This window comes from Pusillimonas sp. MFBS29 (assembly GCF_020687695.1).
GTDB lineage: Bacteria > Pseudomonadota > Gammaproteobacteria > Burkholderiales > Burkholderiaceae_B > Pusillimonas_C.
The window spans coordinates 19,535-44,527 of record NZ_JAJEWL010000008.1; the positions used below are offsets into that span (position 1 = coordinate 19,535).

A 24,993-nucleotide genomic window follows, 5' to 3' on the forward strand; every position below is an offset into this window, starting at 1 on the left:
AGCAATCGCATCCTCGTAGGTGCTGCCTTTTGTATTGCAGCCCAGTACCGCTTGCCTGAAAGTATGTTTTTTCGGAGCAAGTATGAAAATAACGCAGGATCCAAGCGGTGTGCTGATAGACGTGATAAAGCCGATACCGCCCAGCGAAGAGTTTCTTGCACAATTTGCAGGCGGCTGACGGGCCCGGAAAGCATATGGCCAGGGTGGCCCGCAAGCATGTATTTTTTTATGTTAAAACTACTGTATATCTAAACAGTAGTTTTAACGCGAGAAAATCATGCCCAACGATCTTTCTTCGCCCGAGCACATCCACCAAGCGCTCTGGCGTGCTTCCCAGCTTTGTCGCTCGCAGGGCCGCTGCGTTGACACCGGCTTCCCGCTGCTTTCAGCCGAGTTGCCGGGTGGCGGATGGCCACTGGGCAATCTGGTCGAATTTCTGGTGCATCAACCCGGCACAGGCGAGCTGCAGCTTCTACGTCCGGCACTAAACCACGTCAGCCAGCGGTCGGTCATGCTGGTCCAACCGCCATACCTGCCTCAAATTGCCGCCTGGTCAAATTGGGGCTGTTCGCCATCCAGCTTGTTATGGGTACACACCCGGCGTCAGGCCGATGCCCTCTGGGCTGCTGACCAGGTTTTGCGCAGCGGCACATTTGGCGCACTGCTGCTTTGGCAGAATCAAATTCGCAATCAGACATTGCGTCGTCTGCAGCTGGCTGCCCAGGCAGGTGACACCTTGTTCATCGTGGTGCGCCCATCAACAGCGGCAGATCAATCCTCTCCTTCGCCGCTGCGCCTGGTACTGCAGCCAAACCGTCAAGGACTCAACCTCTCTATCGTAAAAAGGCGTGGGCCCAGCCATGCCGGGCCGCTGGCCCTGAAGCTTTACCCCGACACCCGATTTTTTGAATTTGATCATGCAATTATGGATAGGCGTGCATCTATCGCACGCAAGCCTGGACACGCATTGCCCGAGCTGGCGCACTGAGCCTGTCGTCATTCTGGATGGCAATAAGGTCAAGGCTGCTTCGCCCACGGCCCTGCAGGCCGGCGTAAGACCGGGTATGCGCCAGGTTGGCGTAAACGCCCTTTGCCCGACAGCAGCCTTGATTGCATACGACGCCCACATCGAAGCACGCGCCATTGATGAAACATCACTGGCATTGCTGCAATACACCCCCGAGCTCACCCTGTCGGACGAGAACACACTGTTGCTTGACGTCTCTGCAAGCTTAAGTCTGTTCGGCGGCGTGCGTCGGCTATATCGGCGGGTCAGGTCTACCCTGGAAGGACTGGGCCTTGCAGCACAAATTTCAACAGCGCCCACCGCACTGGGCGCCTGGCTGCTTGCTGCACGACCTGCCCAGCAACGAAGGATTTTGCAGCTGAATACCCTGGGCAAACGGCTCGATGCGCTGCCGTGTTCGTATCTGCCCGCAACACGGCCTTACCGTGACTGGCTCGACGGCATTGGTTGCTCAACACTGGGATCGCTGCGTGCGCTGCCACGAGCGGGCTTGCAACGCCGCACTAATAAAGCCGTTCTTCAGACGCTGGATGCAGCCTACGGCCATGAGCCCGAGCTTTTCAACTGGGTGGTGGCACCGCCCGAGTTTATCAGGCGCATTGAACTCATGGAGCGCATCGAGCATGCCGAAGCGCTTGTTTTTGTAGCCCGGCGTCTTATCGAGCAGCTTTGTGGCTGGCTGGCAGCCAGGCAGCTTGCCGTCACCCGGATTGTGTTTGCATTGGGTCACGAGCGCGGCCGGCACGCCCGCCCTCCTACTGAGCTGGAACTGACACTTGGCACACCTGCCTGGGAATCCGGACACCTGCTGCGACTGCTCACAGAGCGTCTGCACAATCTTGAATTACCGGCGCCGGTCATCATGGTCGAACTGCATGCTGCCAATACGGAAACCATGGCACCGGTTCCCCAAGACCTGTTCCCCGATCCGGGTGGCAGCCCGGCAGACCGTCAACGACTGATCGAAGTACTGATCGCCCGTCTGGGGCGTGAAAACATTTTGCAGCCCAGCCCCATTGCAGACCATCGTCCGGAAGTTGCCAATCGCTGGATTCCCCTGGACGAAAAACCCGGCTCCGCCGTCTGTGTTGAACAGGCCGAACGTCCATTCTGGCTGCTTGAAGAGCCCGTCGCCCTGCCCATCAGGCAGCACCGGCCCTTTTACGGTTCACCGCTGCATGTTATTAAAGGCCCCGAACGCATCGAAGATGGCTGGTGGGCAGGGCTTGCTGTACGTGACTACTATGTGGCCCAGGCCGAAAACGGCGCGCGCTATTGGTTGTTTCAAGAGCGCGGCGGAGTATCCGGCTGGTTCCTGCATGGTTTGTTTGCATAATCTACTATGTATACACCTTCGATATTGCCGCCTTACAGCGAGCTTCATTGCCTGAGCAACTACACGTTCCTGCGTGGCGCCTCACACCCGGAAGAGCTGGTGGCACGTGCGGCAGAACTTGGCTATGGCGCGATCGCCATCACCGACGAATGCTCGGTAGCCGGCGTGGTACGGGCTCATGTTGAAGCCAGAAAGCAGAAGCTGCCTCTTTTGATCGGCGCCAGCTTCACCTTGCGCAATGCCGTGGGCGACGCAGCGGTGTCACTGGTCGTGCTGGCGCAAACCCGACGCGGCTACGGCAATTTATGCGAGCTCATCACGCTGGCCCGACGACGCGCTCCGAAAGGCGAGTATCGGCTTACGCCTGACGACATCGATAACCCTGCTGATCCTGCCCTGGCTCATTTGCGTGGCTTGCCCGAATGTGTGGCGCTGCTGGTGCCTGAATATGGCGCCCCCTTTGAACGCCTGCTTGCCCAGGCTGAATGGATAACCGCAACGTTCCCGGGCCGGTGCTGGATGTCGCTGACGCTTTTGCATCGCGCCCAGGACGACCGGCACAAGGCTGCCGTGCTGGCAGCGGCAAGCCATGCCGGCATGCGCGTGGCCGCAACCGGCCAGGCTCAGATGCATGTCAGATCGCGCAAACCCATGCACGATACCCTCACGGCGATCCGACTCGGAAAATCGGTACCGGAATGCGGATTCGAGCGCGCGCCCAATGCCGAGCATCATCTGCGTTCACGCCTGCGCCTGGCCAATCTTTACCCGCGTGAAGCATTGGAAGAAACCATAGAGGTAGCCAGCCAATGCCCATTTAATCTGGATGAACTGAAATACGAATATCCCGACGAGATTTGCCCCAAAGACCTGACCCCTGCAACCTATTTACGGCAGGAAACCTACGCAGGTGCCCACCGGCGTTTTCTCAAAGGCATTCCGCTTAAAGTCCAGAATCAGATCGAACATGAACTCGAACTGATTGCAGAGCTCGAGTACGAGCCCTATTTTCTGACGGTCTACGATATCGTCAGGTTTGCCCGAAACCGCAAGATACTCTGCCAGGGTCGCGGCTCGGCCGCCAATAGCGCTGTCTGTTATTGCCTGGGCATCACGGAAGTGGACCCGGCACGCGGCAACAATCTGTTCGAACGGTTCATCAGCAAGGAACGCAACGAGCCGCCCGATATCGATGTGGATTTCGAGCATCAGCGCCGCGAAGAGGTTATCCAATATATCTACGAAAAATACGGTCGTGATCGCGCCGCTCTTACTGCCGTAGTTATTACTTATCGGGTTAAAAGTACTTTGCGTGATACCGGCAAGGCGTTGGGCGTTGACCCGATGATTGTTGATGCAGTCGCCAAGTCTTACCATTACTGGGATGGCCGCAGCAATCTGGCGGCACGCATGGCCGAATGCGGACTGGATCCGGAATCAGCCACCGCCAGGCAATGGGTCAGCCTCGCCGAGCGACTGATGGGGTTTCCCCGGCATATGTCGCAGCATCCAGGTGGTTTCGTCATATCGCGTGGTCCGCTCTGCCGCCTGGTACCCATCGAGAATGCGGCCATGGCCGATCGCAGTGTGGTGCAGTGGGACAAAGACGATATTGATGCTGTTGGTCTGCTGAAAATCGACATCCTGGCCCTGGGCATGCTCAGCGTTATCCGCCGCGCCCTGGACATCGTCTCGCAGCAACGCGGCGAACCCTTCGAACTGCAGGATATCCCAGCCGAAGATACTCCAACCTACGACATGATTTGCGCAGCCGATACCATAGGCACCTTTCAGATCGAGTCGCGTGCGCAAATGTCCATGTTGCCACGCATGCGTCCTCGGGAATTCTATGACCTGGTGATTCAGGTGGCGATCGTGCGCCCGGGTCCAATACAGGGTGGCATGGTTCATCCGTATTTGCGGCGCCGCCAAAAACAGGAAGCCGTCGACTATCCCAGCGACGATGTGCGAACAGCACTGGAACGCACGCTGGGTATACCGATTTTCCAGGAGCAGGTCATGCAGGTTGCCATGCTGGCTGCCGGCTTCACCGCCGGAGAAGCCGATGACTTGCGTCGATCCATGGCGGCCTGGAAGCGCAAGGGCGGCCTGGGCAAGTTTTATGACAAGATCATTGTTGGCATGACCAGTCGCGGCTACAAGCGCGAGTTTGCCGAGCAGATCTTCAGGCAGATCCAGGGGTTTGGCGAGTATGGCTTCCCCGAGAGCCATGCAGCCAGCTTTGCCCTGCTGGCCTATGCAAGCAGCTGGCTCAAGTGCCACGAACCCGAAGCCTACCTGGCCGCGCTCCTGAACAGTCAGCCCATGGGGTTCTATTCTGCTTCCATTCTGGTGCAGGATGCCCGTCGACACGGCGTAACCGTCCTGGCGGCCGATGCCACAATCAGTAACCATGAGGCCACACTCGAAACGACCGGCGGCTCGCGGCCGGCCGTAAGGCTGGGATTGAATCAGATAGACGGCATGCATGCAGAAAGCGCCTGGCGAATCGAAGAGGCTCGTGCTGTAAGGCCATTCGATTCTGTTGCCGACATGGCCAGGCGCGCAGACCTTACCCGCCACGACTTGAACTGCCTGGCTGCCGGCGATGCCTTGCGTACACTTGCCGGGCATCGCCGCGCGGCGCTGTGGGAATCAGTAGTCAGCACGCCTGAACGCGGGTTGCTCAAGGAAGCACGAATCCACGAGCAGGCTACGCCGGAACTGCCCTTGCTCACAGAAGGCCAGGCGCTGGTGGCAGACTACCAGACGCTAGGCCTGACTTTGGGGCGGCACCCCCTGGCCCTGCTGCGCGACAAGCTCACAGCAATGCGGTTTTCTTCTTCGGGCCAACTGCGTCAACAGCCCGATCGACGCCTGGTGCGTGCCTGCGGCATTGTCACTGGCCGCCAGCGTCCCGGAACGTCCAAAGGCGTGGTTTTTGTGACGCTGGAAGATGAAGAGGGTCACGTCAACCTTATCGTGTGGCCAAAAATTATTGAGCGCCAACGCAAGGAACTGCTGACCGCAAGACTGCTTGGCGCTTATGGCACCTGGCAATCTGAAAATGGCGTGCAGCATCTGATTGTTGGCCGGCTCGTTGACTTGACGCCCATGCTGGGCAAGCTGGAAACCTCAAGCCGCGACTTCCATTAGCAGCGCTTTACAAAACGCCCTGCATGTCTCGGGCCGCCTTGTTCAGATACGGCAGCAGCTCGAGCGCCCGTTCCAGCGACATTCTTGCCGTGGGGGCATGCATGGCGATCGCCGCCTGCACTTCGCCGCGCGTATCGCGCACAGGCACGGCCACCGCAACCATGCCGGAGATGAATTCCTCGCGGTCAGTCGCATAGCCTTGCTCGAGAATCTGCCTGCATTCACGCTCCAGTTCCATCAAACAAGTGATGCTGCTCTCGGTGCAGGCATCCAGTTGAAGATAAGGAAGAATGCGCGCGGCTTCACTGGCTCGCATATGCGCCAGCAGCAGCTTGCCGCTGGCTGTGCAATGCAATGGAACACGTGAACCGGCATCAAAAATCAGGCGCAGGGGCCACTGCGCCTCGACACGATCCAGGTAGACCACCCGTGTGCCATCAAGAGTATTGAAATTGCAGGTTTCGCCAACCTTCTTGACCAGTTCAATCAGGATATCGTGACGCAGGCTTTGTATGGAGCGGTGCTTGAGCGTACTGAGTGCCATGCGCTGCAAGGCCTTGCCCACCGCGTAGCTGCGGTCATCCACATCACGTGCCAGATAGCCCATGGAAACCAGCAGGGAACAGAGTCGATGCGCGCTGCCTTTGGGCAAGGAAAGCGTTTCGGCAATCTCGGCCAGGCTCATGGCTCCGCCATACGATGAAACCAGGTCCAATATGCGCAAGGCGCGGGCCGGTGCTCCACCGTTGGTTTCATTATTTGCACGCTCTTCGTCGAAATTCGGAACAGAATTCACGGGAAAATCCTAGGAAGAAACTAGTGGCTCATGCCTTGTTAGGGCGCGACAGGATGTATACCATAGCAGCAATAGCAGAACAGATTGTTCCATTTTTTTCTGCCGCTGTCACGAAACATTAAAAATAAGGCAAGCGCATGAGCAAACACTACGACTACATCGTTGTAGGCGCTGGATCCGCCGGGTGCGTCCTGGCCGGCCGGCTAAGCGAAGATCCTTCCGTTCAGGTGTTATTGCTCGAGGCAGGGCCGCCCGACACCTCCGTCTGGCTGCATTTGCCCATAGGCTATGGCAAAACCATGTGGAGCACGAAATACAACTGGTGCCTGCACACCGACCCCGATCCCAACATGAATGGCCGCCGCATTTATTGGCCGCGCGGCAAAACCCTGGGGGGTTCCAGCGCAATCAATGGCCTGATCTACATACGCGGCCAGCGCCAGGATTACGACCACTGGGCTGAACTGGGCAATACAGGCTGGAGCTACGACGACGTGCTGCCCTACTTCATCAAGTCGGAAACGAATGAACTTGGCGCCACGCCCCATCATGGCGACAGCGGCCCACTCAGGGTGTCCAACATTCATCACAAGCACGAACTCATTGAAGCTTTCCTGAGTGGCGCACAAGAAATAGGCGTACCACGCACCACCGATTTCAACGGCGAAGATCAGGAAGGTGCGGGCTATTATCAACTTACCACCCACAAGGGATTGCGCTGCAGCACGGCCACCGCCTACCTGCGGCCGGCACGCAAGCGCAGCAACCTGACGATCATCAGCAATGCCCGGGCCACCGGCCTGATCATGGATGGTACCCGCGCGGCTGGTGTGAACTATCTTGTGGGCAACACTCGTCAAAGCGCGCAGCTCAATCCCAACGGAGAAGTCCTGCTGTCGGCAGGCGCCATCTATTCTCCGCAGTTGCTGCAGCTATCGGGCATAGGCCCCGCCAGCCTGCTGCAGGAACGCGGCATACCCGTGGTGGCCGATATACCCGGAGTGGGCGAGAATCTGCAAGACCACCTGCAGATACGTCTGGGTTTTGAATGCACCAAACCCATCACTACCAACGATGCGCTGAACAGCCTGTGGGGCAAGTTCAATATGGGCCTGCAATGGCTCACGCGGCGCGAAGGCCCGCTGGCCATCGGCATCAATCAGGGCGGCTGCTTCATGCGCGCCCTGCCCAGCGAATCCCCCACGCCAGACATCCAGTTCCATGTGGCGACACTGTCAGCCGATATGGCGGGCGGCAAAGTCCACCCTTATTCCGGCTTCACGTTTTCAGTGTGCCAGTTGCGGCCCGAATCCCGAGGCCATGTACGCATCAAATCCACCGATCCTCTGGAAACACCAGAGATCCAGCCCAATTACCTGGACACCGACCTGGACCGCCGCACAACGGTTGCAGGCGTAAAGGCTGCCAGGGCAATCGCCCAGACCGAGGCCATGCGGCCCTACGTAAAACGCGAGGTCAAGCCCGGGCCACAAGCAGAATCAGATGAAGATTTGCTGGAATTCGCCCGGGATACCGGCGCCACAATCTTTCATCCTAGCGGAACATGCCGCATGGGCCCCGACGGGGACGCCATGGCAGTACTCGATCCCCAGCTTCGGGTGCGCGGCGTGCAAGGTCTTCGCGTAATTGACGCTTCATCCATGCCCACTTTGATCTCGGGCAACACCAACGCACCAGTCGTCATGATGGCTGAAAAGGTGGTGGACCTTATGCGCGAGGAAAGGCGGCAGTAATTACAGGCTGTCAGCAGCCAATAAAGGAGACATCAAATGACAACGAAAACCCCTTTGGATCGTCGTGGTTTCATGCGTGTTGCGGGGCGCTATGGCTTAAGCTCCACCATGCTAGCAGCAGTTGGCATGTTCGGCCCGCTTACCCTTGAAGGAGTCGGGCAGGCAGCCGCTCAAACGGCAAACAACCGCAGCGGCAAGGCCAAATACAACTTCAAGATGGGCGCGGCAGGCTTTAACGAGGAAAACCTGAAGATCCAGGAATCCGGTCAGCTCTGGTTTGCCCGCGAGCTGGAAAAGCGCAGCGACGGCGCGATTCGTGTGGATTTCATTGGCAGCAATCAAATCTGCAACCAGCTCGATTGCGTCAAGAAAACCCAGCAGGGCATTGTAGACATGTTCACTGCCAGCACGCAGAACTCGGCCGGTGCGGCACCCTATTACAACGTGCTGGACTTTGCCTACATGTTCCCCAGCCGCGCCGCACAACACTACTTCTTCTACCACCCGAAAAGCGAGCCCTTGCTGCGTGATCCGTTGCGCCGCCTGCACAACATCCAGTTCCTGTTCACTCACTGCGAGTTGCGCGGCCTGATGATGGGCTCAAAATTCGCCGACAAACCAACGGTCTCCAAACTGTCCGAACTGGCCGGCACCAAGAACCGCGTCACGGGTACACAGCTGGGCCGCATCGCCATGGAGCTCATGGATCTGGGCCCCGTGCCGCTGGCCTGGGAAGAAACTGTCGATGGTCTGAAGTCGGGCCTGATCGACGGCGCTGAAACCTGGATGGGTGCCGCAGGCTATGGCGGTCTGTCGCCAGTGCTCTCGCAAGCGGTCGACCTGCGTTTCTTCTGCGGTACCGAACACACGGCAATGAACAACAAAACCTTCGAGAAGCTGCCTCCCGATCTGCAAGACGTCATCATGGAGACCGCTTACGCCGCCCAGCAATACACCCAGCGTGAAAACGAAAGGGCGCTGGTCGAAGTCGTGGGTGCCGTACCCAATCCAGGTCCCGACACCTTGTTCGCCAAGAATAACGTTCGGGTAGCCGTGCTGCCACCCGAGGAAATCAAGAAGGCCGAAGAAGCTTCCTCGCCCAAGTCCAACCCCAAACCCTGGGAAGAATGGCGCGAGCGTCTGAACAAGATGCAGGGCGGCGCAGACACCTACGAGGAAATCTACGCCATCGCGCGCGAGATTCCCGAAGATGCCACCGTAGAAAGCGTAAAGCCGCGCAAATGGTGGGAATCGGCCTAAGGCATCACAATGCGTGCGGGAAGACTCCCGCACGCTGCTGCCTGACCGTGCAGTGGGCCCGAGCAGGACCACTGCGCATACCCGCATAAGGACCAAGCAATGTCGCCTTTGATTTCTACGCTGAAGTGGCTGGATCGCAACGTCGAGCGTGCCTTCATTCTGGTTGCCTATTCCAGTATGGCAGCCATCATTATTTTTGCTGTTGGGCAACGATACCTGTTCAACACGCAAATCCCCTGGAGCGGGTCCATTCCCATTTACCTTTTCCTGTGGGTAACCTGGATAGGATGCTCGTATAACGTAAGGCGACGCTCACACCTGTGCTTTAACGAGTTTCGCGTCCGCATGTCATACCGTGCCCAGTTTGCCTGCATGTGGCTCGATGCCCTGCTATGGCTTTCTTTCGGCGTGCTTGTTGTTTACTTCACGCTCGAGCAGACCATGCTGGCCTACAACAATTTTTCCATCGTGCAAGGTACCGACAACATGATGCAATGGTGGTTTTATTGTGCCACCCCTGTCGCATGGATATTGCTGATGTTCCGCGCATTGCAAAACCTGGCGGCCGACATTGGCCGTTACCGTCGGCAAGAGCCGTTTATTGTCGCCATCCAAAGCGTCGGCGCTGAAACTGTTTAAGGTTCAAGGGTAAATCATGGATTCCAGTCTACTGCTTACGCTTATTACTGCTGGCGTGGTGATCTTGTTCATGCTGGGCGTACCCATCTTCCTGGTCCTGGGTTTCTGGGTGGTGGGCGCTTCGCTGGTCATAGACTTCACCCTGGCCAATATCGGCGTAACGCTATTCGAAGGCCTGAACTTTTTCGGCTTGCTCGCACTACCGCTGTTCATCCTTACAGGCGACCTGATCGCGGCGGCCGGTATTGCACGGCGCATGGCAAATTTTGCCCACGCCTGCCTTAGCTGGATGCATGGCGGGCTGGGCCTGGCAACCATAGGATCCTGCGGCCTGTTCGCAGCCATCTCGGGTTCCAATGCCGCCACAACCGCAACCATAGGCGGCATCATGCATCCGCTGCTGGTCAAGGATGGCTACCGGGCCAACTTTGCCGCCGCCACGGCAGCAGCCGGTGGCACGGTGGGGATCATCATTCCCCCTTCCATCATCTTCATTGTGTATGGCTTCATCATGAACCTGTCGATTTCCGACCTGTTCATTGCGGGCATATTGCCCGGGATACTGATGGTGACATCCATGATGCTCGTATGCTGGTGGCGCTGCCGCCGCGAAAACATGGGCGAAAAATCGCCACTGGATATGGGCAACGTGTGGCGTACCGCACGCCGGGCCTATCTGGGGTTCTTTGCCGTCTTCATCGTTATCTACGGTATCTATTCCGGCCTGTTCTCACCCACCGAAGCGGCTGCCATCACCGTAGGCTTTTGTTTGCTGGCAGGCCTGTTCGTTACCCGCGAGATCAAATGGCGTGAGCTGCCCGATGTGCTGCTGCGCTCGGGGCAGCTGACAGGCATGCTGGCGCCCATGATTGCCGTGTCCATCGTGATGCAACAGGTATTCGGCTTGCTGGGTGTGGGCGAAACCGTCGCCAACTTCATCGCTCTCTTTGGAGACAACCCCACACTTGTCTTGCTGATATGCATGGTGATCGTGCTGGCTGCCGGCTGCATTCTAGAAAGCTTGCCCATTACGGTTATCTTTGCTCCCATCCTGGCACCCATTGCAGCCTCCATGGGCGTTGATCCCGTCCACTTCTCGGTGATCTTTCTGGTTGGCGCCGCGATTGGCTTCATATCTCCGCCATTTGGGCTGAACCTGTTCGTCGCAAGCGGCATCACCGGCATCCCGTACATGCGCATCGTTCCGTCGGCCATACTGTATCTGGGCGGCTTGCTGATAGCCTGGATGCTGATCGCCTTTGTTCCATGGCTGTCTTTAGGTCTGATTCCGACCCGCTAGGAGCCCATGATCCCCGCGCTTTCTGACCTTGTTCCATTTGTACTGGTCGTTCTCTTTGCTGTCTATTTCCACACCGTAACGGGTTTCGGCCTTGCAATGATCATCATGGGTCTGGCCAGTGCCACTGGCATGGTGTCGGTGGCAACGCTTGCCAGCATCGTCAGCATAGTCACGCTGATGAACAGCGGTGTGGCGCTACGCGGCCGCCTGCATCACGTGCCATGGAAAGCAGTCAATCCCATGCTGATCGCGGTATTCCCGGCCAGTGTATTGGGCGTGGTAGCGCTGGATTATCTTAGTAGCGAAGCCGCCGATGTCATCCAGGTTTTACTGGGCCTGGTCATCGCCTACGGTGGTTTGAGTCTTGCATGGCAACCCCGCCCCCTGTCGCTGATCTCGGGCAGCGGCTCATTTGCATGCTTTGGTTTTTTGGGCGGGCTCGTAGGCGGCATGTTCGGCATACCCGGCCCGCCCATGATATTCCAGCTATACCGCCAGCCACTGACGCTGGCACAAATTCGCACGGCACTCATCTTCCTGAATGCCGCCATAGCAGGGGCGCGCACTCTGTTTGTGGCAATTCAGGGCCAACTGCACATGCAGGAGCTGGTACTGAGTGCAATCTGCCTGCCCCTGGTGGCACTGGCAACCCTTGCAGGCAAACATTACCCGCCGCCGTTCTCACCACAAGCAATGCGACGTATTGCCTTTATATTGCTGGTACTGATGGGGCTGACCTTAATAGCCCCGGTCGTCTTGCAATGGATGTAGTTGCTGCCATGTTTTACCGCAGCAACTACGCTGCGGTACTGTCGTCCAGAGCTGCGCCTGGTGCATGATTAGCCACCGATGCGATGCCGTTATTGCGTGATGCCTCGGTGTCGTACAGCTGGCTCGTACCGATAACCTGGCCGTTCCTGGCTTTCAGATTGAACATATGCTTGCCGGACGCGGTCTGCTTGCGCTCGAACAAGCTGTCGCTGGTCGCGTTCTTTTTGACAGACTCAACACCGTTCAGACACGAAGCCTTGGACTTGTATCCTTCGCTGGCCAGGATCGTCTGCCCATTGCCGGCATTGAGCCTGAACCGGAACTCGCCGGCCTTATCTTTATAGATTTCGAATTTTCCCGCCATGAAGTTTGCTCCTTGTACAAAAAGTGCAGTTCTTGCTGACGCAAGGCTCAAGCAAGACTATCAGATTCTTGTGAAGTGCAGCACACTTCAAATGACAGGATCTGTCAATTTTTCCCCTGCGATACAGGATTCGAACTCAGGCGCCCGCGCGCCTGGCGCCTGAGGCTCCGGAATGGCGTCAGGGTGCCAGACCAACCTTCTTTGCCAGCTCCCGATTGGAAGCCAGCTCTTGCCTGATATCCTCAGCAAACGCCTGTGGTGTGCTGGTGGCCGGGATGTTGTTGCTGTCTGCCAGCAGTTTCTGTATTTCGGGGCTGCCAACGATCTGGTTGATCTCTGAGTTCAGCTTGCTGACTATGGCCTCCGGAGTAGCGCCCGGAGCATAAAACCCGAATACCGACATCTTGTTCGCCTGCGCATAGCCCAACTCGCTGAAGGTGGGTACATTGGGCAGAGACTCCACACGCGCTGGAGCGGCGATCGCCAAAGGCACGAAGGCGCCACTGGCTATATTGGTTTTCACTGCCGAGCCCATATTGGTCGAAATAAGCTCGAACTGTCCGCCCAGCGCATCGGTCAGTTGCTGCCCTGCCCCTCTGTAAGGAATATGGGTAACTTGTATGTCTGCAGCCTGCTGTAATTGCTCAAGCATAAGGTGTCCCAGCGATCCCTGGCCCGATGTCGACCAGCGCAATGTGCCAGGCTTGGCTTTCGACTGCGAGACCACGTCGTCCATGCTCTTGCCGGTAAATGCCGAAGTACCGAGCAATATCACGGGTGAGACCATGACACTGCCTATTGGTGCAATGTCTTTAGCCGGGTCATACGGCACCTGGCGGATGGCGGGCGACAAGGCCAGCGGGCTGACGGACGAAAATCCTATCGTGTAGCCATCGGGTGCTGCCCTGGCCACTTCGTTCATGCCTATTGTCCCGCCGGCTCCGCCCTTGTTTTCGACCACGAATGAAACTCCCAGGCTGGTGCTGAGTTTGTCTGCAATGGCACGGGTAACGGAGTCGCTTACGCCGCCAGGCGGATACGCCACGATGACGCGTACGGATTTCTCGGGCCAGTCGGCGGCAAAGGATGCTGCAGGCACCGCCACAAGCACGGCAGCCGTCAGCGCGCAGCGAAGTATGCTGGAATACATGGATTTCTTCCTTAGGAAATATTGGATGCATCGCAAGGACAAAAATTGTACTGCGCCCGGGCCCGGTCGTCCCGGAGCAGCCGGCGCAGTCATAAACCGTCCAGTACCTGACGCTCGACCATCATGAAATCATCGTCGGTCTCGTCATAATCCCATCGCTCAACCATGCATTGCCGCGTACCTTCCGCATCAGCATGGCGAATCAGATTGATGGAGTTATTGGCATCATGACGAATCCGGGATGATACGGCCGTGCCCGCCTGCACGGCCCAGACAGGGCGCGGCAACGTAGCATCGACCTGATGCAGCGCGCTAATGAAAGGACGGTGGATGTGTCCGCCCAATATCATGTCTGCCCCCGCCTGTGCCCATGCCCGGATGGCATGTTCGTGACCACGCAACAGGTGCTCTTTATCTTCGTCGAGCTGCACATGGACAGGCTGGTGTGTCACCACGATGCGCAGTTGGCCTTGCCTGGCCTGCCGCAAACGGCCTGCCACCCGATCAATCTGCGCGGCGGAAACCTCGCCTTCGATATGTCGATAGCGCCGCGTAGTGCGTACTGCGATCACCAGCAGGGCGGGGGTATCGAGTACCGGCTCAAGATCGTTCCCGAAGACGCGCTTGTAGCGTGCGTAAGGCCAGAACAGCCGTGAAATCACATCAAACAGAGGCACGTCGTGGTTCCCGGCCATAACCAGTCTGGCAGGGATGGCCAGCCGATCCAGGAAGGACGCTGCAGCAGAGAACTCGGTCGCCTGCGCCCGCTGGGTAATATCGCCCGACAAAATCACCACATCAGGAGCTTCCCCATGCGCCAGCCTTTCCAGGGCACGCACGACAGCCGGCCTTTCAGTGCCAAAGTGGGTATCGGAAATGTGCAATGCCACCTTCATGCGGCAACCGCATCCGTGCGGCGCTTGACCAGCAACAAGGGTTCTGGAGCAACCCGGAACTCCAGTGGCGTCTGCAGCCACATGATTTCGCCATCGGCCGCCACTTTGATAGGGCGTCTGGCTTTGGCGACCTTGCCCGTTGGATGCCCGGCCTGATGCGTGCGGGATTGTTTGTTCAGCAGACCAAATGAAGCCACGACCAAGCGACGAAAACTGAAACCTGTAACATAGTCTGCATCACCCAGCGTTCCGAAGGCGCCACGCGCCGCCAGCCACAACAGGGCCATCGTCCCCACATGGTTCACGGCGATCGCCGCCAGCTGTCCTTGCTTGACCGTTTCGGCCTGCGGCATGCCGACCTGCTCGAGCTGGAGGCGATTATTGCCTATGAAGAGCGACGTTGCACGAAGGTGGACCCGCTCACCTTCCTTGTCCATTTCCAGATCAAGATAGCGATGCTTGCCGAAAGCCGTAACCAGGGCCGACCACATGGCAACAAGCCGGCTTCTGCCATAACGCTGCTTGAACGCTTCGCGGTCTTCAAGCAGATCCGGATATAAGCCTACGCTGGCATTGACGAGAAATACGTGATCATTCACCAGGCCAACCTGTACGGGCGTTGGTTCGCCATGCAGCAGGTCATCAAGCGCACCATGAATGTCTTCGGGAATGCCATGCGTACGCCCGAAATAATTGAAGGTACCTTGCGGAATTGCACCAAACGCACAACCGCGGCCCAGTGCCACATTGGCCACGGCATTGATGGTTCCGTCGCCACCAACCGCCACGACGACGCCCTTTTGCGCCTGCGCTGCTTCGACCGCCCGTTGAACGGTGGCGGCTATGTCGTCGGGTTCGCCGATGACAAACAGGCGGAACGTGCGGCCCGCCGAAGTCATGGTGTCGTTTATGACTTGACGGGTCGAACTTGAATCATTGCCACCCGAGGTGCCATTGAGAACGAAAAACAAGGGTGGATGGTCTGGCAGTTCATGGTCCACACGATTTCCCCGTGATTGCGTAAATTCAATCGTAGCAGGTTAAGCATGCGAAGCGTAGCGACCTGTACTGCCAGTTTGTCTATATCCCCAGGTAAGCCTTGCGCAAGCCATCATTCTGCAGCAGCTCCTGGCCACTACCCGAAAGAACGATTTCGCCGTGCTCCAGCACATAGCCGCGCGTTGCCAGACTCAATGAGCGCTGCACGTCCTGCTCGACCAGGAATATGGTGATGCCCCGTGCATTGATCTCGGGCAATTTTTCAAAGACTGTTTCCACCATGATGGGGGCCAGGCCTATGCTGGGTTCATCCAGCAGCAACAGCTTGGGGCCAGTCATCAGGGCACGACCAATAGCCAGCATCTGCTGCTCGCCGCCACTGAAAGAGCGGGCCAGCTGCTTGCGACGCTCTTTCAGCTTTGGGAACAGATAATAGACCCAGTCCAGGTTATCGCGGCTGCGCTTCTTGTCGCGCAGCACATCGCCACCTATCAGCAGATTGTCTTCCACGGTCATGTGATTGAAAAGCCGGCGCCCTTCCATGACCTGCGCGATACCCAGACGAGCGATCTCATGCGCGGGCTTGCCAGTGATGGTTTGGCCGTTCAGCGCCACCGAGCCGGCCGTAGCCGGCAAGGTACCCATGATGGTACGCACCAAGGTCGACTTGCCTGCACCGTTGGCGCCGACAATGCTGACGACCTCGCCCTCGGCCACCGACAGGGATATCCCCCGCAGCACCTGGACGTCGCCATACCCTGAGCTCAAGTTGTTGATTTCAAGCATTTGCGTGTTTTCCTTGATAGCTTTCACCCAGATAAGCGGCAACGACATCGGGGTCGGAGGCGACCGCGGAGGGGTCACCGTCGCCAATCTTCTGCCCATGATGAATCACGACGATCCGGTCGGACAAGCGCATGATGGCCTGCATATTGTGCTCAATGACCAATACGCTGACGCCGTCGGCCCTTACGCTATGGATCAATTCCAGCATCTGGTCGGTTTCAACCGTGTTCAGGCCCGCCATGACCTCGTCCAGCAACAACAGCTTGGGTTTGGTCGCCAGGGCTTTGGCCACCTCCAGGCGTTTGCGGCCCGCCAACGTCAGAGTGCGCGCTATCTGCGACGAGCGCGACGCCAGCCCCACGCGCTCAAGCACCTGCGCGGCCATCTCTTCAGCATCGCTGCGTGCACGGCAATGCAGGAAGGCACCGATCATCACGTTTTCCAGCACGGTCATTTCGCCAAAGGGACGCACAATCTGATAGGTGCGTGCCAGGCCGGCCTCGCAGATATCGGGCGGCGCAAGGCGATCCACCCGACGACCATCGAACCAGATCTCGCCTTTCGTGGGATGCAGGAATCCCGATGCAAGGGCAAACAAGGTGGTTTTTCCCGCGCCATTCGGGCCAATCAGGCCAACGATTTCACCCGTCTCAACCTTGAAGCTGACATCGTCGGTGGCACGCAAGCCGCCAAACTGCATGGTGACGTTTTTGTATTCGAGCAGGCTCATTGTTCAGCCTCCGCTAGTGTTGCGTTCTTTTGTTTCGGTGAGGCCCCGAACAGGCGCTTGAGTATGGCCAGCACACCCTGCGGCTGCACGCGTATGACGATCATCAGCAACAGACCGTAAAGCAGCATGTCTGCACCCACCATGCCACCGGTCACCGCACGCGCCACCTCTTCGGCAGGCAACAACAGGACTGCGCCCAGGATAGGCCCCCAGAGCGTTCCCCGGCCGCCGATGATGCAAAGTACGGCAATGATTACGCTGATGTTCGCACCGAACACCTTGTCCGGACTGATGAACAGCACATACTGCGCATAGAAGGTGCCGCCCAGTGCCGTCAACGCAGCGCTCAGCGTGGCGGCATACAGCTTGTAACGGGTCACTCGTACCCCCAGTGCCTCGGCCGCCTCCTGGTCGTTGCGTATGGCGGTCAGGTAATAACCCATGCGGCTGCGCAGAATGGCATGGTTGATATAGGCGGCAATGGCCACAAACGCCAGCGCTATCAGGTAATAGAAGACCTTGCTGGTGTGCTGGAAGTACAGCATGGCGTCGCGCAGCAAGGTAACTTCCATGCCGCGTGAGCCTTCAAGCAGGGTATCGGCGTTTTCAACCAGGGTTTTCAGAACCATACTGGCGGCCAGTGTGGCAAGCGCATAGTATGCGCCCCGCAGGCGAAAGCTGGCGGCACCGATCAGAATAGCGGCCAGGATCGCAAAGGCTGCGCCCACAAACATGCCTATCCAGGGGGTCAGGCCCAATTTGGAAAACAGCCAGGTCGAGGTATAGGCACCTATTCCGAAATAGGCCGCATGGCCCAGGGATAGCTGGCCCGCTATACCACCCAGGATATTCCAGGACAACGCCAGGTAGGCGTACAGCAGGGTCAGTATGGCAATCGACAGAATATGTGTGTCGCCGTACAAAAGTGGAAATATGGCCAGCGCGGCAAGAACCAGCTTGCCCGCCAGGGCTGCGTGTGTGGCATTCATCATTCTTTCTCCACGCCAAACAGTCCGGACGGACGGAAGTACAGCACCGCCAGGAACAAGGCAAAAATAAGCGCTTCGGTATAGGTCACGGGAATGAGCTGTCCGCCAACCGACTCAATCACGCCGACCAGGATGCCGGCAAAGAAGGTGGCACCGACCGAGCCTATGCCCCCCAGCACCACGATGACGAAGGCACGCAGACCGAAAATATCGCCCACGAACGGGTTGACCGGATACAGCGGCAGCAGCAAGGCGCCCGCAATACCGACCACCGCCAGACCGATGGCAAAGGAAATCTGGTAGATCGAGAAGCTGTTGATGCCCAATACGCTGGCGGCTTCCCTGTCCTGGCCCGTGGCACGTATGGCACGACCGGTACGCGTGTATCGCAGGAAAGCAACCAGTGCCGCGGTGGCGATGCAAGAGAACACAAAAGCCGCAATCTGCGGATAGGTCAGAATGTAATCGGAAAAGAACAACAGCCCGTCATTCCATGCGCTGGACACCGATTTGTTCTCTGGGCCAACGGCGATCAGCATCAGATTGTCCAGCATTATCCACAAGCCGGTCGTAAAGATCAGCACGCCTATGGGTTCCCGTGCCATTTCTTTCTGATAAATGGGATCGATCAGGTAGCGCTGGGTGAAATAGCCGATGATGAACAGGGCGACTGCGGCAACCGGTATGGTCAGCAGCGGATGAAAACCGTAGTACTTCGAAAGCCATAGGGAAACGAACATCGCAAGCATGAGAAACGATCCATGCGCGAAATTGATGATCTTCATCACGCCAAACTGCAGGCTCAGGCCCAGGGCGATCAGGCCATATAAGGCGCCGCTTGCGACGCCACTGATCAGTGCTTGTATGAGCGTAGTGGTCACAATAGAAATCTCTGGTTGATTGGCCGTCCCGCCAAAACAGGATGGCCGTGGGCCACAGCGGCCCACGGGTAGCCGGGATGGCCTCGTACTTAGTCTGCAGCGTTAACCGGCCAAACGAGTTTGTAGTCCTTGGACGCCAGCGACTCAGGCCACACGGTGCGGTATTTGGTGCCGTCGATCTGCTGCATGACGAAGCGCTTTTCCGTGTTCTGGCCAGTCTCATCGATCACGATGTCATAGCCCAGCAGCTTGGTGATATCGGTGTCCCTGATCGCGGTTTTGGCCAGGGCGTCGCGTACGGCTTGTGGATCCGCCGAGCCGGCGCGCTCCAGCGCATCCTTCAGCACCCATACGGCGCCGTAGGCACTGACCGACAGCTCATTGGGTTCGACTTTATAGGCCGCGACAAACTCGTCCCAGAAACGATGGGCGAAAGGCGTCGTGATGACCGAATCGTAACCGGCCCAGCCATTGGTGGTCAGGACATGATTGGCAATTTTCTCTCCGACCAGCGGGATGAAGTTGCTGTCTATCTGTCCTGCTGCACTGCCGATGTAACCCATGGCACCCACGCGCATCTGGTCCAGCAGTTTATGCAACTGTACGGCATCAGCCGCGTAGGCGGTCACCGTGACGACGTCGGGCTTGCGACCCTTTACCTTCAGGACCAAAGGACGCAGGTCGGCCGAATTGGGTGGATAGGCTTCGTCCAGCACGACCTCGACACCCGCCTCCTTGAATCCGGCACGCAAGGTGTTGGCCATGTCCTGGCCCCAGTCCGTGTTCTCGTAGATCATCGCCACGGTCTTGGCCGGCTTGTCGGTGGTCTCGTTCACATACTTCACGAAATCGACCATGCTGCGCGCATTGGCCGAAGCCGGCACCTGCGTTGGACGGAACACATACTCGTAGCCGCGTTCGGTGATCTCTTTCTTGGCCGCCAGGTCGACTATCCATGGCACCTTGTGCTTTTCCGCGACGGCCGTGGCAGGAAACGTGACGGAACTCTGGAAGGCTCCGATCAGCGCCGACACTTTCTCGTTCGAGATCAATCTTTCAGCCTCGGTAATGGCCACTTCCGCGTCGCCGCGGGTATCAACTTCCAGAAGCTTGAGCTCGGCACCGCCCATGGACTTGATGCCGCCCCCTTCATTGATGTGCTTAATGGCCAGGTGCGTGGCGCGGCTCATGTCGCGGCCTATCGAGGCGGCGGCGCTGGCCGACAACGGAATAAGATAGCCGACCTTGACGGGATCGGCGGCATAGGCCGAAAAGCTGACGCTGCTGGCCATTGCGACGCTTGCCAGTCCTATGGCCAGCGACTTCAGGTTGAATTTATAACCAGGGTTCATGAAGTGATCTCCTTTTTCCTTATGATGGGCTGTGTGGTTTTAGATCCTGGTCCAACCGGGCCAGAACTTGATATGTGGCGGTTATCAGCCTGTCCGCCCTTTCATTGAGCAGTACTCCCGCCCCCATGCGATTCATGGTGTAGGCAAAACCCATGCGCCGTGACGGCGATGCAAAGGCAACCGAGCCTCCCGCACCCACGTGCCCGTACGCATCACGCCCGATGCAGGCGCTGTCCGCCCCGACCGCACGGTTATCCATTTCCCGCATGAATCCGGCGGCAAACCGGGTGGGCACACACAGGCAGGCGTCCTTATGAGTGGCCGATGAAATACGCGTAGCGCTATCCAGCACATCCGGATCAAGCACCGAAGCTCCCTCGCGGCTGCCTCCGATCGCCAGCGTGCCGTACAAACGGGCCAGGCTGCGGGCGTTTGTAATGCCATTGGCCGCACCCAGCTGGGCGGCGTGGCCGGCCCGGCTGTTGAAGCCCGCCGGACGCCAGCCACCGGTGTTGGCGTAGTATTGTGCTGCAATACTGTCGGGCCGGGTCGCGATCTCGGCTTCAAAGGCATTGCGTGGGGCTTGCGCCGCAGGCGGCGCACTAATGACGGCCACGCGATGTTCATGCTCTTCGGGCAGGCCTATCCAGAAGTCCAGGCCCAAGGGCTCGGCGAACTGCCGGCGAAAGTAAATGCCCAGATCCACGCCCGAGACTCGTCTGACCAGCTCGCCGACCAGCCAGCCGAACGTCAGGCCGTGATACCCCACACGCGTACCGGGTTCCCAGAACGGCATTTCACGCTCCAGGCGACTGACCATATAGTCCCAGTCGAAGGCAGCATCGTGCGGCAGCTTCTCGCGCAGCGCAGGCAGGCCGGCGCTGTGGTCCAGCAGCATACGCGGCGTAATCTGCCGGCGTGGACCTTCGGCGAACGCAGGCCAGTAGTGACCCAGCGGTTTGTCCAGGTCCAGCATGCCGTCCTGCACCAGACGATGCGCACAAAGGGCGGTAGCCGGCTTGGTGTTGGAAAACACAATGCTCAGCGTATCTTTTCCCCATGCCTGGGTATTCGTCGCATCGGTATGCCCGCCCCAAAGGTCGAGCACACGCTGTCCATCGATTTCTATGGCCAGTGACGCGCCGGTTTCAAGGCCATCGATAAAGTTCTGCTGAAATGCCTGCCGCACGGGCTCGAAGGCCTGGTGGCTATAGCCCTGAACTGGCGCCTGCTGTACTTGCGTCATCATCGGGTCTGGGGCGCCTTGGCGGCAAAGCCAAGCAAATAGCGCAAGTCGTTCGAGAACCCGGCGGCAACTTCCGGTTTCATGGTAGAGGTGAAATCGGTAAAGGTGCGCAGCCAGGACAGGTTGTAGTTGCACAAAATGGCGCGGCGGGCCTTGTCCGTCGTGTTGGGGCCGGAGCGATGCCAGGTGTTTGACAGCCACATGGCCACCGAACCGGCCGGTGCCGTCAGCACGACTTCATCCGGCAGCGGATCGCTGCCCCAGGGCGGCGACTTGCGCAGTTTGTGGCTATAGGGCATGACACGTGTCGCGCCATTGTGCTCGGTAAAATCATCCAGCAGCCACACGTTCTGTATGGTCAGGGGAAACTCGGGCAATGGCTCTGCAATCTGCCCCAAAGGCGCATCAACGTGCCAGGCACCGCCGCCAGTCTGGGGGCCTATGCTGGTGGACTGGAAGTCATGCAGATTGCAGTCCGCACCCAGAATATTGCGCACAGCCGGGAGAACCAGGGGGTGTTCGATCAGGGGTGCCAGGTCGGGCGCCTTGTTGATCAGGTTCCACACCCGTTGCGACTTGCCATAGTCAAACATGGTGGGCAGGAACAGGAAGTTCTTGGACACCTTGTTGATGGGCACGGGCCAGCTGGTTCCTGCATTTTGCAGGCGATAGTGGCGAGTACGCGCCACCATGCGCTCCAGTTCCTCGTCGTCGACGGTGTAGGCCTTTTTGTAATAGGCGCGGACTTCCTCGTCTTGCGGGGAAGCTATGCCGTCCGTTGGGTGATACGGATGCTCCCGCTCGTGGGCCATCAGGCTTTCAACGCGCTCGCGTGCCAGCTGCACCAGCTCAGGTGAAAGCACATTTTCAATAACTACATAGCCCTTGTCTGCCAACTGATGGCTGATCGATTCAATATCATGTTTCATCTGCATCGCTCCAAACTTCAATTCCAAAGGTTCATGCCACTTGCTGCTTCACCGGCAGCAGTTTGCTTCTAATCAACTTGCCCGTGCTGTTCGTAGGCAGTTCAGTGGTAAAGCCTATCGCCGTGGGCACCTTGTAGCGCACCAGATTGGCCTTGCAAAAATCGATAAGATCCGCACTACTGGCCGCCGCCTGCTGCCTGAGCACGACCCAGGACTGGACGGTCTCTCCGTAATAGGCATCAGGCACCGCAAAGGCGGCTGCCTGGGCAACCCGGGGATGCTCCAGCAGTACTTCCTCGATCTCCCGAGGGTGCACGGTGTATCCGCCTACATTAATGGCGTCCTGTTTTCGGCCTTTGATATACACATAACCATCGTCATCCTGAGTGGCGATGTCACCGCTGTAGAACCAGCCATCACGCAGGGCCGTCCCGGTAAGTTCGGGCAGGTTGCGATAACCCGCCATAACATGCGGTCCGCGCACGCGAAGCTCTCCTTCCACACCAGCCGCCAGCACTTGCGTGCCCGTCTCGACATCCACAATCTGTATCTGGCTCAATGGCACGGGCAGCCCCACAGACCCCACCTTGCGCTCGCCGAGCGCCGGATTGTAGGTCAGGCAAGGCCCCGCCTCGCTCAGGCCGTAGCCTTCCAGAATGGGGCAGCCGGTCAGCGCATCCCATTGCCTAAGAACGGTTTCCGGCAGCGGTGCAGCCCCTGAATAGCAATAATGCAGGCTGCTGAAATCGGTATGCGCCGCCTGTGGGTCCGCCATCAGGCCGCGAAAAATCGTCGGCACGGCGGAAAACAGGGTAATGGCCTGCGTCGCGATGCTGCGCAGGGCCGCAGCGGGCTCAAAGCGGCGATGAATGACAAGTTCTGATGCCGCATAACAGGCCAGATGCAGGCTCATGGCCACCGCCGAGACATGAAACAACGGTGCCACGCACAACACACGCTCCTGGCCATACACCGTTGGCAGCAACGCCTCTCGTTGCGCCAGGTTGTACGCCAATTGCCGGTGACAGATATTCACCCCTTTGGGCCGGCCGCTGGTTCCGCTGGTGTATTGCAGCGTTGCCAGGTCATTGTGACCGGGCAAATCGTCAGGCAACGACATTCCTGCGTCGGCCATACTTGCAAAACCGGCACCGGCATGTATGCGCAGGAGCTGCTCTGCCGGCAGGGCTGCAGTCAGCAAATCAGGGCTGAACTGCGAGCCGTCGTCATAGACCACCAGCACGGGCTGCGCATCGGCCAGCACGCCCGAGAGCTCCCGGGCTGTGTAGCGTGGATTAAGCGCCACGACTTGCGCACGCAATGCGTGCACCGCGTAGATGGCAACAGCCAGATCCAGCGAATTCGGCAGGATCAGTACGACCCGATCTCCAGGCTTGACGTAACGACGCCAGCGCTCAGCCAGGGCGGCAATAACGGCCGCATATTCACGGTAGTTCAGCGTGACGCCATCGGAGGTGAGCGCCGGCTTGTCAGCATGACTGTCGAGCGCACGCATCAGCATATGGATGACAGAATCGGGCACCCATCCCATGCCTGCATCTGACGCCTGCGAAAAAGAAATTGCTTGGCTCATGGTCGGGACTGGCCTGCATCTTTCCCAGCTTTTCCAGCCTGGAGCTTCCTGTCGGTCGCTTCCCACACCGTCGTCCGTATGGCCTCGCGCCCCAGCAAGGTAATGGGGTCCTGGTTATCGATATGCCCGTACTGCCCTTTGTAGATGCCGTAACCGCACAGCTCCTGCAGCCGCCTGGGGAAACGTGCGGCAATATCCTGCGGAATACCCAACTGAAGATTTTCCTGCTGGCGCAGCCACCCGGCGCAGTAGTAGCAGGAAATGGCATAGCGGCGCTCGTCGGTCGTATTGGCGCCGCCTTTGTGCCACAAGGCACCATCAAACAGCATGACGCTGCCGGCGGGCATGGTGGCCGCCACGGTGGGATAATCGCCGCCGTAGGGAGCCTGTTCGGGGAATTTGTGGCTGCCGGGCACGACCAGTGTGGCGCCATTGTCTTCGGTAAAGTCCGTAAGCGCCCAAACCGCATTGACCGCCAGGGTTGGGCGCGGACGCGGTAGCTTCAGCTGCTGCATGTCGTCATGCAGTGGCTGGGCGGTTTGGCCCGGCCCCAGCGTCAGCGTGCACAGCGAAGACAGCAAGAGCTCGCGATCAAGAATGGCCTCGGCCACTTGCAGGACTTCGGATTGGAGCGGCACGGTCCAGAACAGCTCGTCGTAGACCAGAAGATTATTGATCCGGACGGTATTGAAGCCCTCAAATGAAGTCCGCGCGTAGGAAAACCCGCGCCGTTCCTCGGCCTGCCTCATCGCCAGAATCAGTGCATTGACGTCCGCAGGCGGGATCACGCGCTCCAATACGACATAACCATTTTTGTCGAATTGTTCCAGCTTGCTTGCTAATTGCTGATCGCCGTACACCGGTATTTGCCCCCAAAAGCGTAAGCCGTTCATGCCTTGCCAGGCTTTATAAACAGCCAAACTTGATCTGTATTAATATTTATGTAGCAATACTAGCTTGGGGGGCGTCGCACATGTGTGCAAAGCGTCCACGCCAACTACGCAATCCGACCACAAGGCCGCGCATTCGGGCGCCTGT

General features: G+C 58.3%; 22 protein-coding genes. 8 read left to right on the forward strand and 14 right to left on the reverse strand.

The genetic code is table 11. From position 1 onward, the window contains the following. Nucleotides 1–277: 277 nt before the first annotated feature. From imuA to LKR43_RS12415, 3 genes are read left to right on the forward strand one after another with little or no spacing between them, the layout of a single operon-like run. Entirely contained in the window at nt 278–988 is a 711-nt protein-coding gene (gene imuA / locus LKR43_RS12405) for a translesion DNA synthesis-associated protein ImuA (protein ID WP_227684382.1), read from the forward strand. After that, nucleotides 918–2,363 (forward strand): DNA polymerase Y family protein, encoded by a 1,446-nt coding sequence (locus LKR43_RS12410; RefSeq protein ID WP_227684383.1) that lies wholly within the window; start codon nt 918–920, stop codon nt 2,361–2,363. The genes imuA and LKR43_RS12410 overlap by 71 nt, the downstream gene beginning before the upstream one ends. Nucleotides 2,364–2,369: 6 nt before the next feature. Further along, nucleotides 2,370–5,519 carry an error-prone DNA polymerase gene (locus LKR43_RS12415; RefSeq protein ID WP_227684384.1) on the forward strand — a complete coding sequence of 1,050 codons (3,150 nt, stop codon included), beginning with the start codon at nt 2,370–2,372 and terminating at the stop codon, nt 5,517–5,519. 7 nt (nt 5,520–5,526) lie between these two features. On the opposite strand, the gene LKR43_RS12420 is transcribed toward LKR43_RS12415, so the two are convergent. Further along, nucleotides 5,527–6,315 (reverse strand): IclR family transcriptional regulator, encoded by a 789-nt coding sequence (locus tag LKR43_RS12420; RefSeq protein ID WP_227684385.1) that lies wholly within the window; start codon nt 6,313–6,315, stop codon nt 5,527–5,529. Between the two features lie 137 nt (nt 6,316–6,452). Between LKR43_RS12420 and LKR43_RS12425 the strand changes: the two genes are divergently transcribed. From LKR43_RS12425 to LKR43_RS12445, 5 genes are all read left to right on the forward strand, one after another. Beyond that, on the forward strand, nt 6,453–8,069 hold the full coding sequence (locus LKR43_RS12425; RefSeq protein ID WP_227684386.1) for a GMC family oxidoreductase: 1,617 nt from the start codon (nt 6,453–6,455) through the stop codon (nt 8,067–8,069). 36 nt (nt 8,070–8,105) lie between these two features. Beyond that, a complete protein-coding gene (locus tag LKR43_RS12430; protein ID WP_227684387.1) occupies nt 8,106–9,329 on the forward strand; it encodes a TRAP transporter substrate-binding protein in 1,224 nt (407 codons plus the stop codon). Nucleotides 9,330–9,428: 99 nt separating this feature from the next. After that, nucleotides 9,429–9,968 carry a TRAP transporter small permease gene (locus LKR43_RS12435; RefSeq protein ID WP_227684388.1) on the forward strand — a complete coding sequence of 180 codons (540 nt, stop codon included), beginning with the start codon at nt 9,429–9,431 and terminating at the stop codon, nt 9,966–9,968. Between the two features lie 16 nt (nt 9,969–9,984). Next, nucleotides 9,985–11,268 (forward strand): TRAP transporter large permease, encoded by a 1,284-nt coding sequence (locus LKR43_RS12440; protein ID WP_227684389.1) that lies wholly within the window; start codon nt 9,985–9,987, stop codon nt 11,266–11,268. A 6-nt stretch (nt 11,269–11,274) separates the two neighbouring features. Next, the gene (locus LKR43_RS12445; protein ID WP_227684390.1) at nt 11,275–12,039 is read left to right on the forward strand and encodes a sulfite exporter TauE/SafE family protein; all 765 of its coding nucleotides are present in this window, start codon (nt 11,275–11,277) and stop codon (nt 12,037–12,039) included. Between the two features lie 25 nt (nt 12,040–12,064). Here the strand turns inward: LKR43_RS12445 and LKR43_RS12450 are convergent, their stop codons facing one another. The 13 genes from LKR43_RS12450 to LKR43_RS12510 form a co-directional block, all read right to left on the reverse strand. Then, nucleotides 12,065–12,403 (reverse strand): YegP family protein, encoded by a 339-nt coding sequence (locus LKR43_RS12450; protein ID WP_227684391.1) that lies wholly within the window; start codon nt 12,401–12,403, stop codon nt 12,065–12,067. Between the two features lie 178 nt (nt 12,404–12,581). Then, a complete protein-coding gene (locus LKR43_RS12455; RefSeq protein ID WP_227684392.1) occupies nt 12,582–13,553 on the reverse strand; it encodes a tripartite tricarboxylate transporter substrate binding protein in 972 nt (323 codons plus the stop codon). 89 nt (nt 13,554–13,642) lie between these two features. Further along, nucleotides 13,643–14,449 carry a metallophosphoesterase gene (locus LKR43_RS12460; RefSeq protein WP_227684393.1) on the reverse strand — a complete coding sequence of 269 codons (807 nt, stop codon included), beginning with the start codon at nt 14,447–14,449 and terminating at the stop codon, nt 13,643–13,645. Beyond that, nucleotides 14,446–15,450, reverse strand: coding sequence for a diacylglycerol kinase family protein (locus LKR43_RS12465; protein ID WP_227684394.1), 1,005 nt, complete (start codon nt 15,448–15,450; stop codon nt 14,446–14,448). Before LKR43_RS12465 ends, LKR43_RS12460 begins: the two co-directional genes overlap by 4 nt. Nucleotides 15,451–15,529: 79 nt before the next feature. Beyond that, entirely contained in the window at nt 15,530–16,234 is a 705-nt protein-coding gene (locus LKR43_RS12470) for an ABC transporter ATP-binding protein (protein WP_227684395.1), read from the reverse strand. Next, nucleotides 16,227–16,964, reverse strand: a complete 738-nt coding sequence (locus LKR43_RS12475; RefSeq protein WP_227684396.1) for an ABC transporter ATP-binding protein — start codon at nt 16,962–16,964, stop codon at nt 16,227–16,229. Before LKR43_RS12475 ends, LKR43_RS12470 begins: the two co-directional genes overlap by 8 nt. Next, the gene (locus tag LKR43_RS12480) at nt 16,961–17,956 is read right to left on the reverse strand and encodes a branched-chain amino acid ABC transporter permease (protein WP_227684397.1); all 996 of its coding nucleotides are present in this window, start codon (nt 17,954–17,956) and stop codon (nt 16,961–16,963) included. The genes LKR43_RS12475 and LKR43_RS12480 overlap by 4 nt, the downstream gene beginning before the upstream one ends. Then, nucleotides 17,953–18,834: a branched-chain amino acid ABC transporter permease gene (locus LKR43_RS12485; protein ID WP_227684398.1), complete on the reverse strand. Its 882-nt coding sequence runs from the start codon at nt 18,832–18,834 to the stop codon at nt 17,953–17,955. Before LKR43_RS12485 ends, LKR43_RS12480 begins: the two co-directional genes overlap by 4 nt. An 89-nt stretch (nt 18,835–18,923) precedes the next feature. Continuing rightward, nucleotides 18,924–20,186, reverse strand: a complete 1,263-nt coding sequence (locus LKR43_RS12490; RefSeq protein ID WP_227684399.1) for an ABC transporter substrate-binding protein — start codon at nt 20,184–20,186, stop codon at nt 18,924–18,926. 19 nt (nt 20,187–20,205) lie between these two features. Beyond that, nucleotides 20,206–21,435, reverse strand: coding sequence for a serine hydrolase (locus LKR43_RS12495; RefSeq protein WP_227684400.1), 1,230 nt, complete (start codon nt 21,433–21,435; stop codon nt 20,206–20,208). Next, entirely contained in the window at nt 21,432–22,361 is a 930-nt protein-coding gene (locus LKR43_RS12500; RefSeq protein ID WP_227684401.1) for a phytanoyl-CoA dioxygenase family protein, read from the reverse strand. Before LKR43_RS12500 ends, LKR43_RS12495 begins: the two co-directional genes overlap by 4 nt. A gap of 31 nt (nt 22,362–22,392) precedes the next feature. Continuing rightward, nucleotides 22,393–23,955 carry an AMP-binding protein gene (locus tag LKR43_RS12505; RefSeq protein ID WP_227684402.1) on the reverse strand — a complete coding sequence of 521 codons (1,563 nt, stop codon included), beginning with the start codon at nt 23,953–23,955 and terminating at the stop codon, nt 22,393–22,395. After that, entirely contained in the window at nt 23,952–24,848 is an 897-nt protein-coding gene (locus LKR43_RS12510) for a phytanoyl-CoA dioxygenase family protein (protein ID WP_227684403.1), read from the reverse strand. The genes LKR43_RS12505 and LKR43_RS12510 overlap by 4 nt, the downstream gene beginning before the upstream one ends. Nucleotides 24,849–24,993 lie beyond the last annotated feature (145 nt).

Excerpts from the sequence above, each read along its gene's own strand:
- imuA (WP_227684382.1), top strand. The coding sequence starts at position 278 with ATGCCCAACGATCTTTCTTCGCCCGAGCACATCCACCAAGCGCTCTGG.
- LKR43_RS12410 (WP_227684383.1), top strand. The coding sequence starts at position 918 with ATGCAATTATGGATAGGCGTGCATCTATCGCACGCAAGCCTGGACACG.
- LKR43_RS12415 (WP_227684384.1), top strand. The coding sequence starts at position 2,370 with ATGTATACACCTTCGATATTGCCGCCTTACAGCGAGCTTCATTGCCTG.
- LKR43_RS12425 (WP_227684386.1), top strand. The coding sequence starts at position 6,453 with ATGAGCAAACACTACGACTACATCGTTGTAGGCGCTGGATCCGCCGGG.
- LKR43_RS12430 (WP_227684387.1), top strand. The coding sequence starts at position 8,106 with ATGACAACGAAAACCCCTTTGGATCGTCGTGGTTTCATGCGTGTTGCG.
- LKR43_RS12435 (WP_227684388.1), top strand. The coding sequence starts at position 9,429 with ATGTCGCCTTTGATTTCTACGCTGAAGTGGCTGGATCGCAACGTCGAG.
- LKR43_RS12440 (WP_227684389.1), top strand. The coding sequence starts at position 9,985 with ATGGATTCCAGTCTACTGCTTACGCTTATTACTGCTGGCGTGGTGATC.
- LKR43_RS12445 (WP_227684390.1), top strand. The coding sequence starts at position 11,275 with ATGATCCCCGCGCTTTCTGACCTTGTTCCATTTGTACTGGTCGTTCTC.
- LKR43_RS12450 (WP_227684391.1), bottom strand. The coding sequence starts at position 12,403 with ATGGCGGGAAAATTCGAAATCTATAAAGATAAGGCCGGCGAGTTCCGG.
- LKR43_RS12455 (WP_227684392.1), bottom strand. The coding sequence starts at position 13,553 with ATGTATTCCAGCATACTTCGCTGCGCGCTGACGGCTGCCGTGCTTGTG.
- LKR43_RS12460 (WP_227684393.1), bottom strand. The coding sequence starts at position 14,449 with ATGAAGGTGGCATTGCACATTTCCGATACCCACTTTGGCACTGAAAGG.
- LKR43_RS12470 (WP_227684395.1), bottom strand. The coding sequence starts at position 16,234 with ATGCTTGAAATCAACAACTTGAGCTCAGGGTATGGCGACGTCCAGGTG.
- LKR43_RS12475 (WP_227684396.1), bottom strand. The coding sequence starts at position 16,964 with ATGAGCCTGCTCGAATACAAAAACGTCACCATGCAGTTTGGCGGCTTG.
- LKR43_RS12480 (WP_227684397.1), bottom strand. The coding sequence starts at position 17,956 with ATGATGAATGCCACACACGCAGCCCTGGCGGGCAAGCTGGTTCTTGCC.
- LKR43_RS12490 (WP_227684399.1), bottom strand. The coding sequence starts at position 20,186 with ATGAACCCTGGTTATAAATTCAACCTGAAGTCGCTGGCCATAGGACTG.
- LKR43_RS12495 (WP_227684400.1), bottom strand. The coding sequence starts at position 21,435 with ATGATGACGCAAGTACAGCAGGCGCCAGTTCAGGGCTATAGCCACCAG.
- LKR43_RS12500 (WP_227684401.1), bottom strand. The coding sequence starts at position 22,361 with ATGAAACATGATATTGAATCGATCAGCCATCAGTTGGCAGACAAGGGC.
- LKR43_RS12505 (WP_227684402.1), bottom strand. The coding sequence starts at position 23,955 with ATGAGCCAAGCAATTTCTTTTTCGCAGGCGTCAGATGCAGGCATGGGA.
- LKR43_RS12510 (WP_227684403.1), bottom strand. The coding sequence starts at position 24,848 with ATGAACGGCTTACGCTTTTGGGGGCAAATACCGGTGTACGGCGATCAG.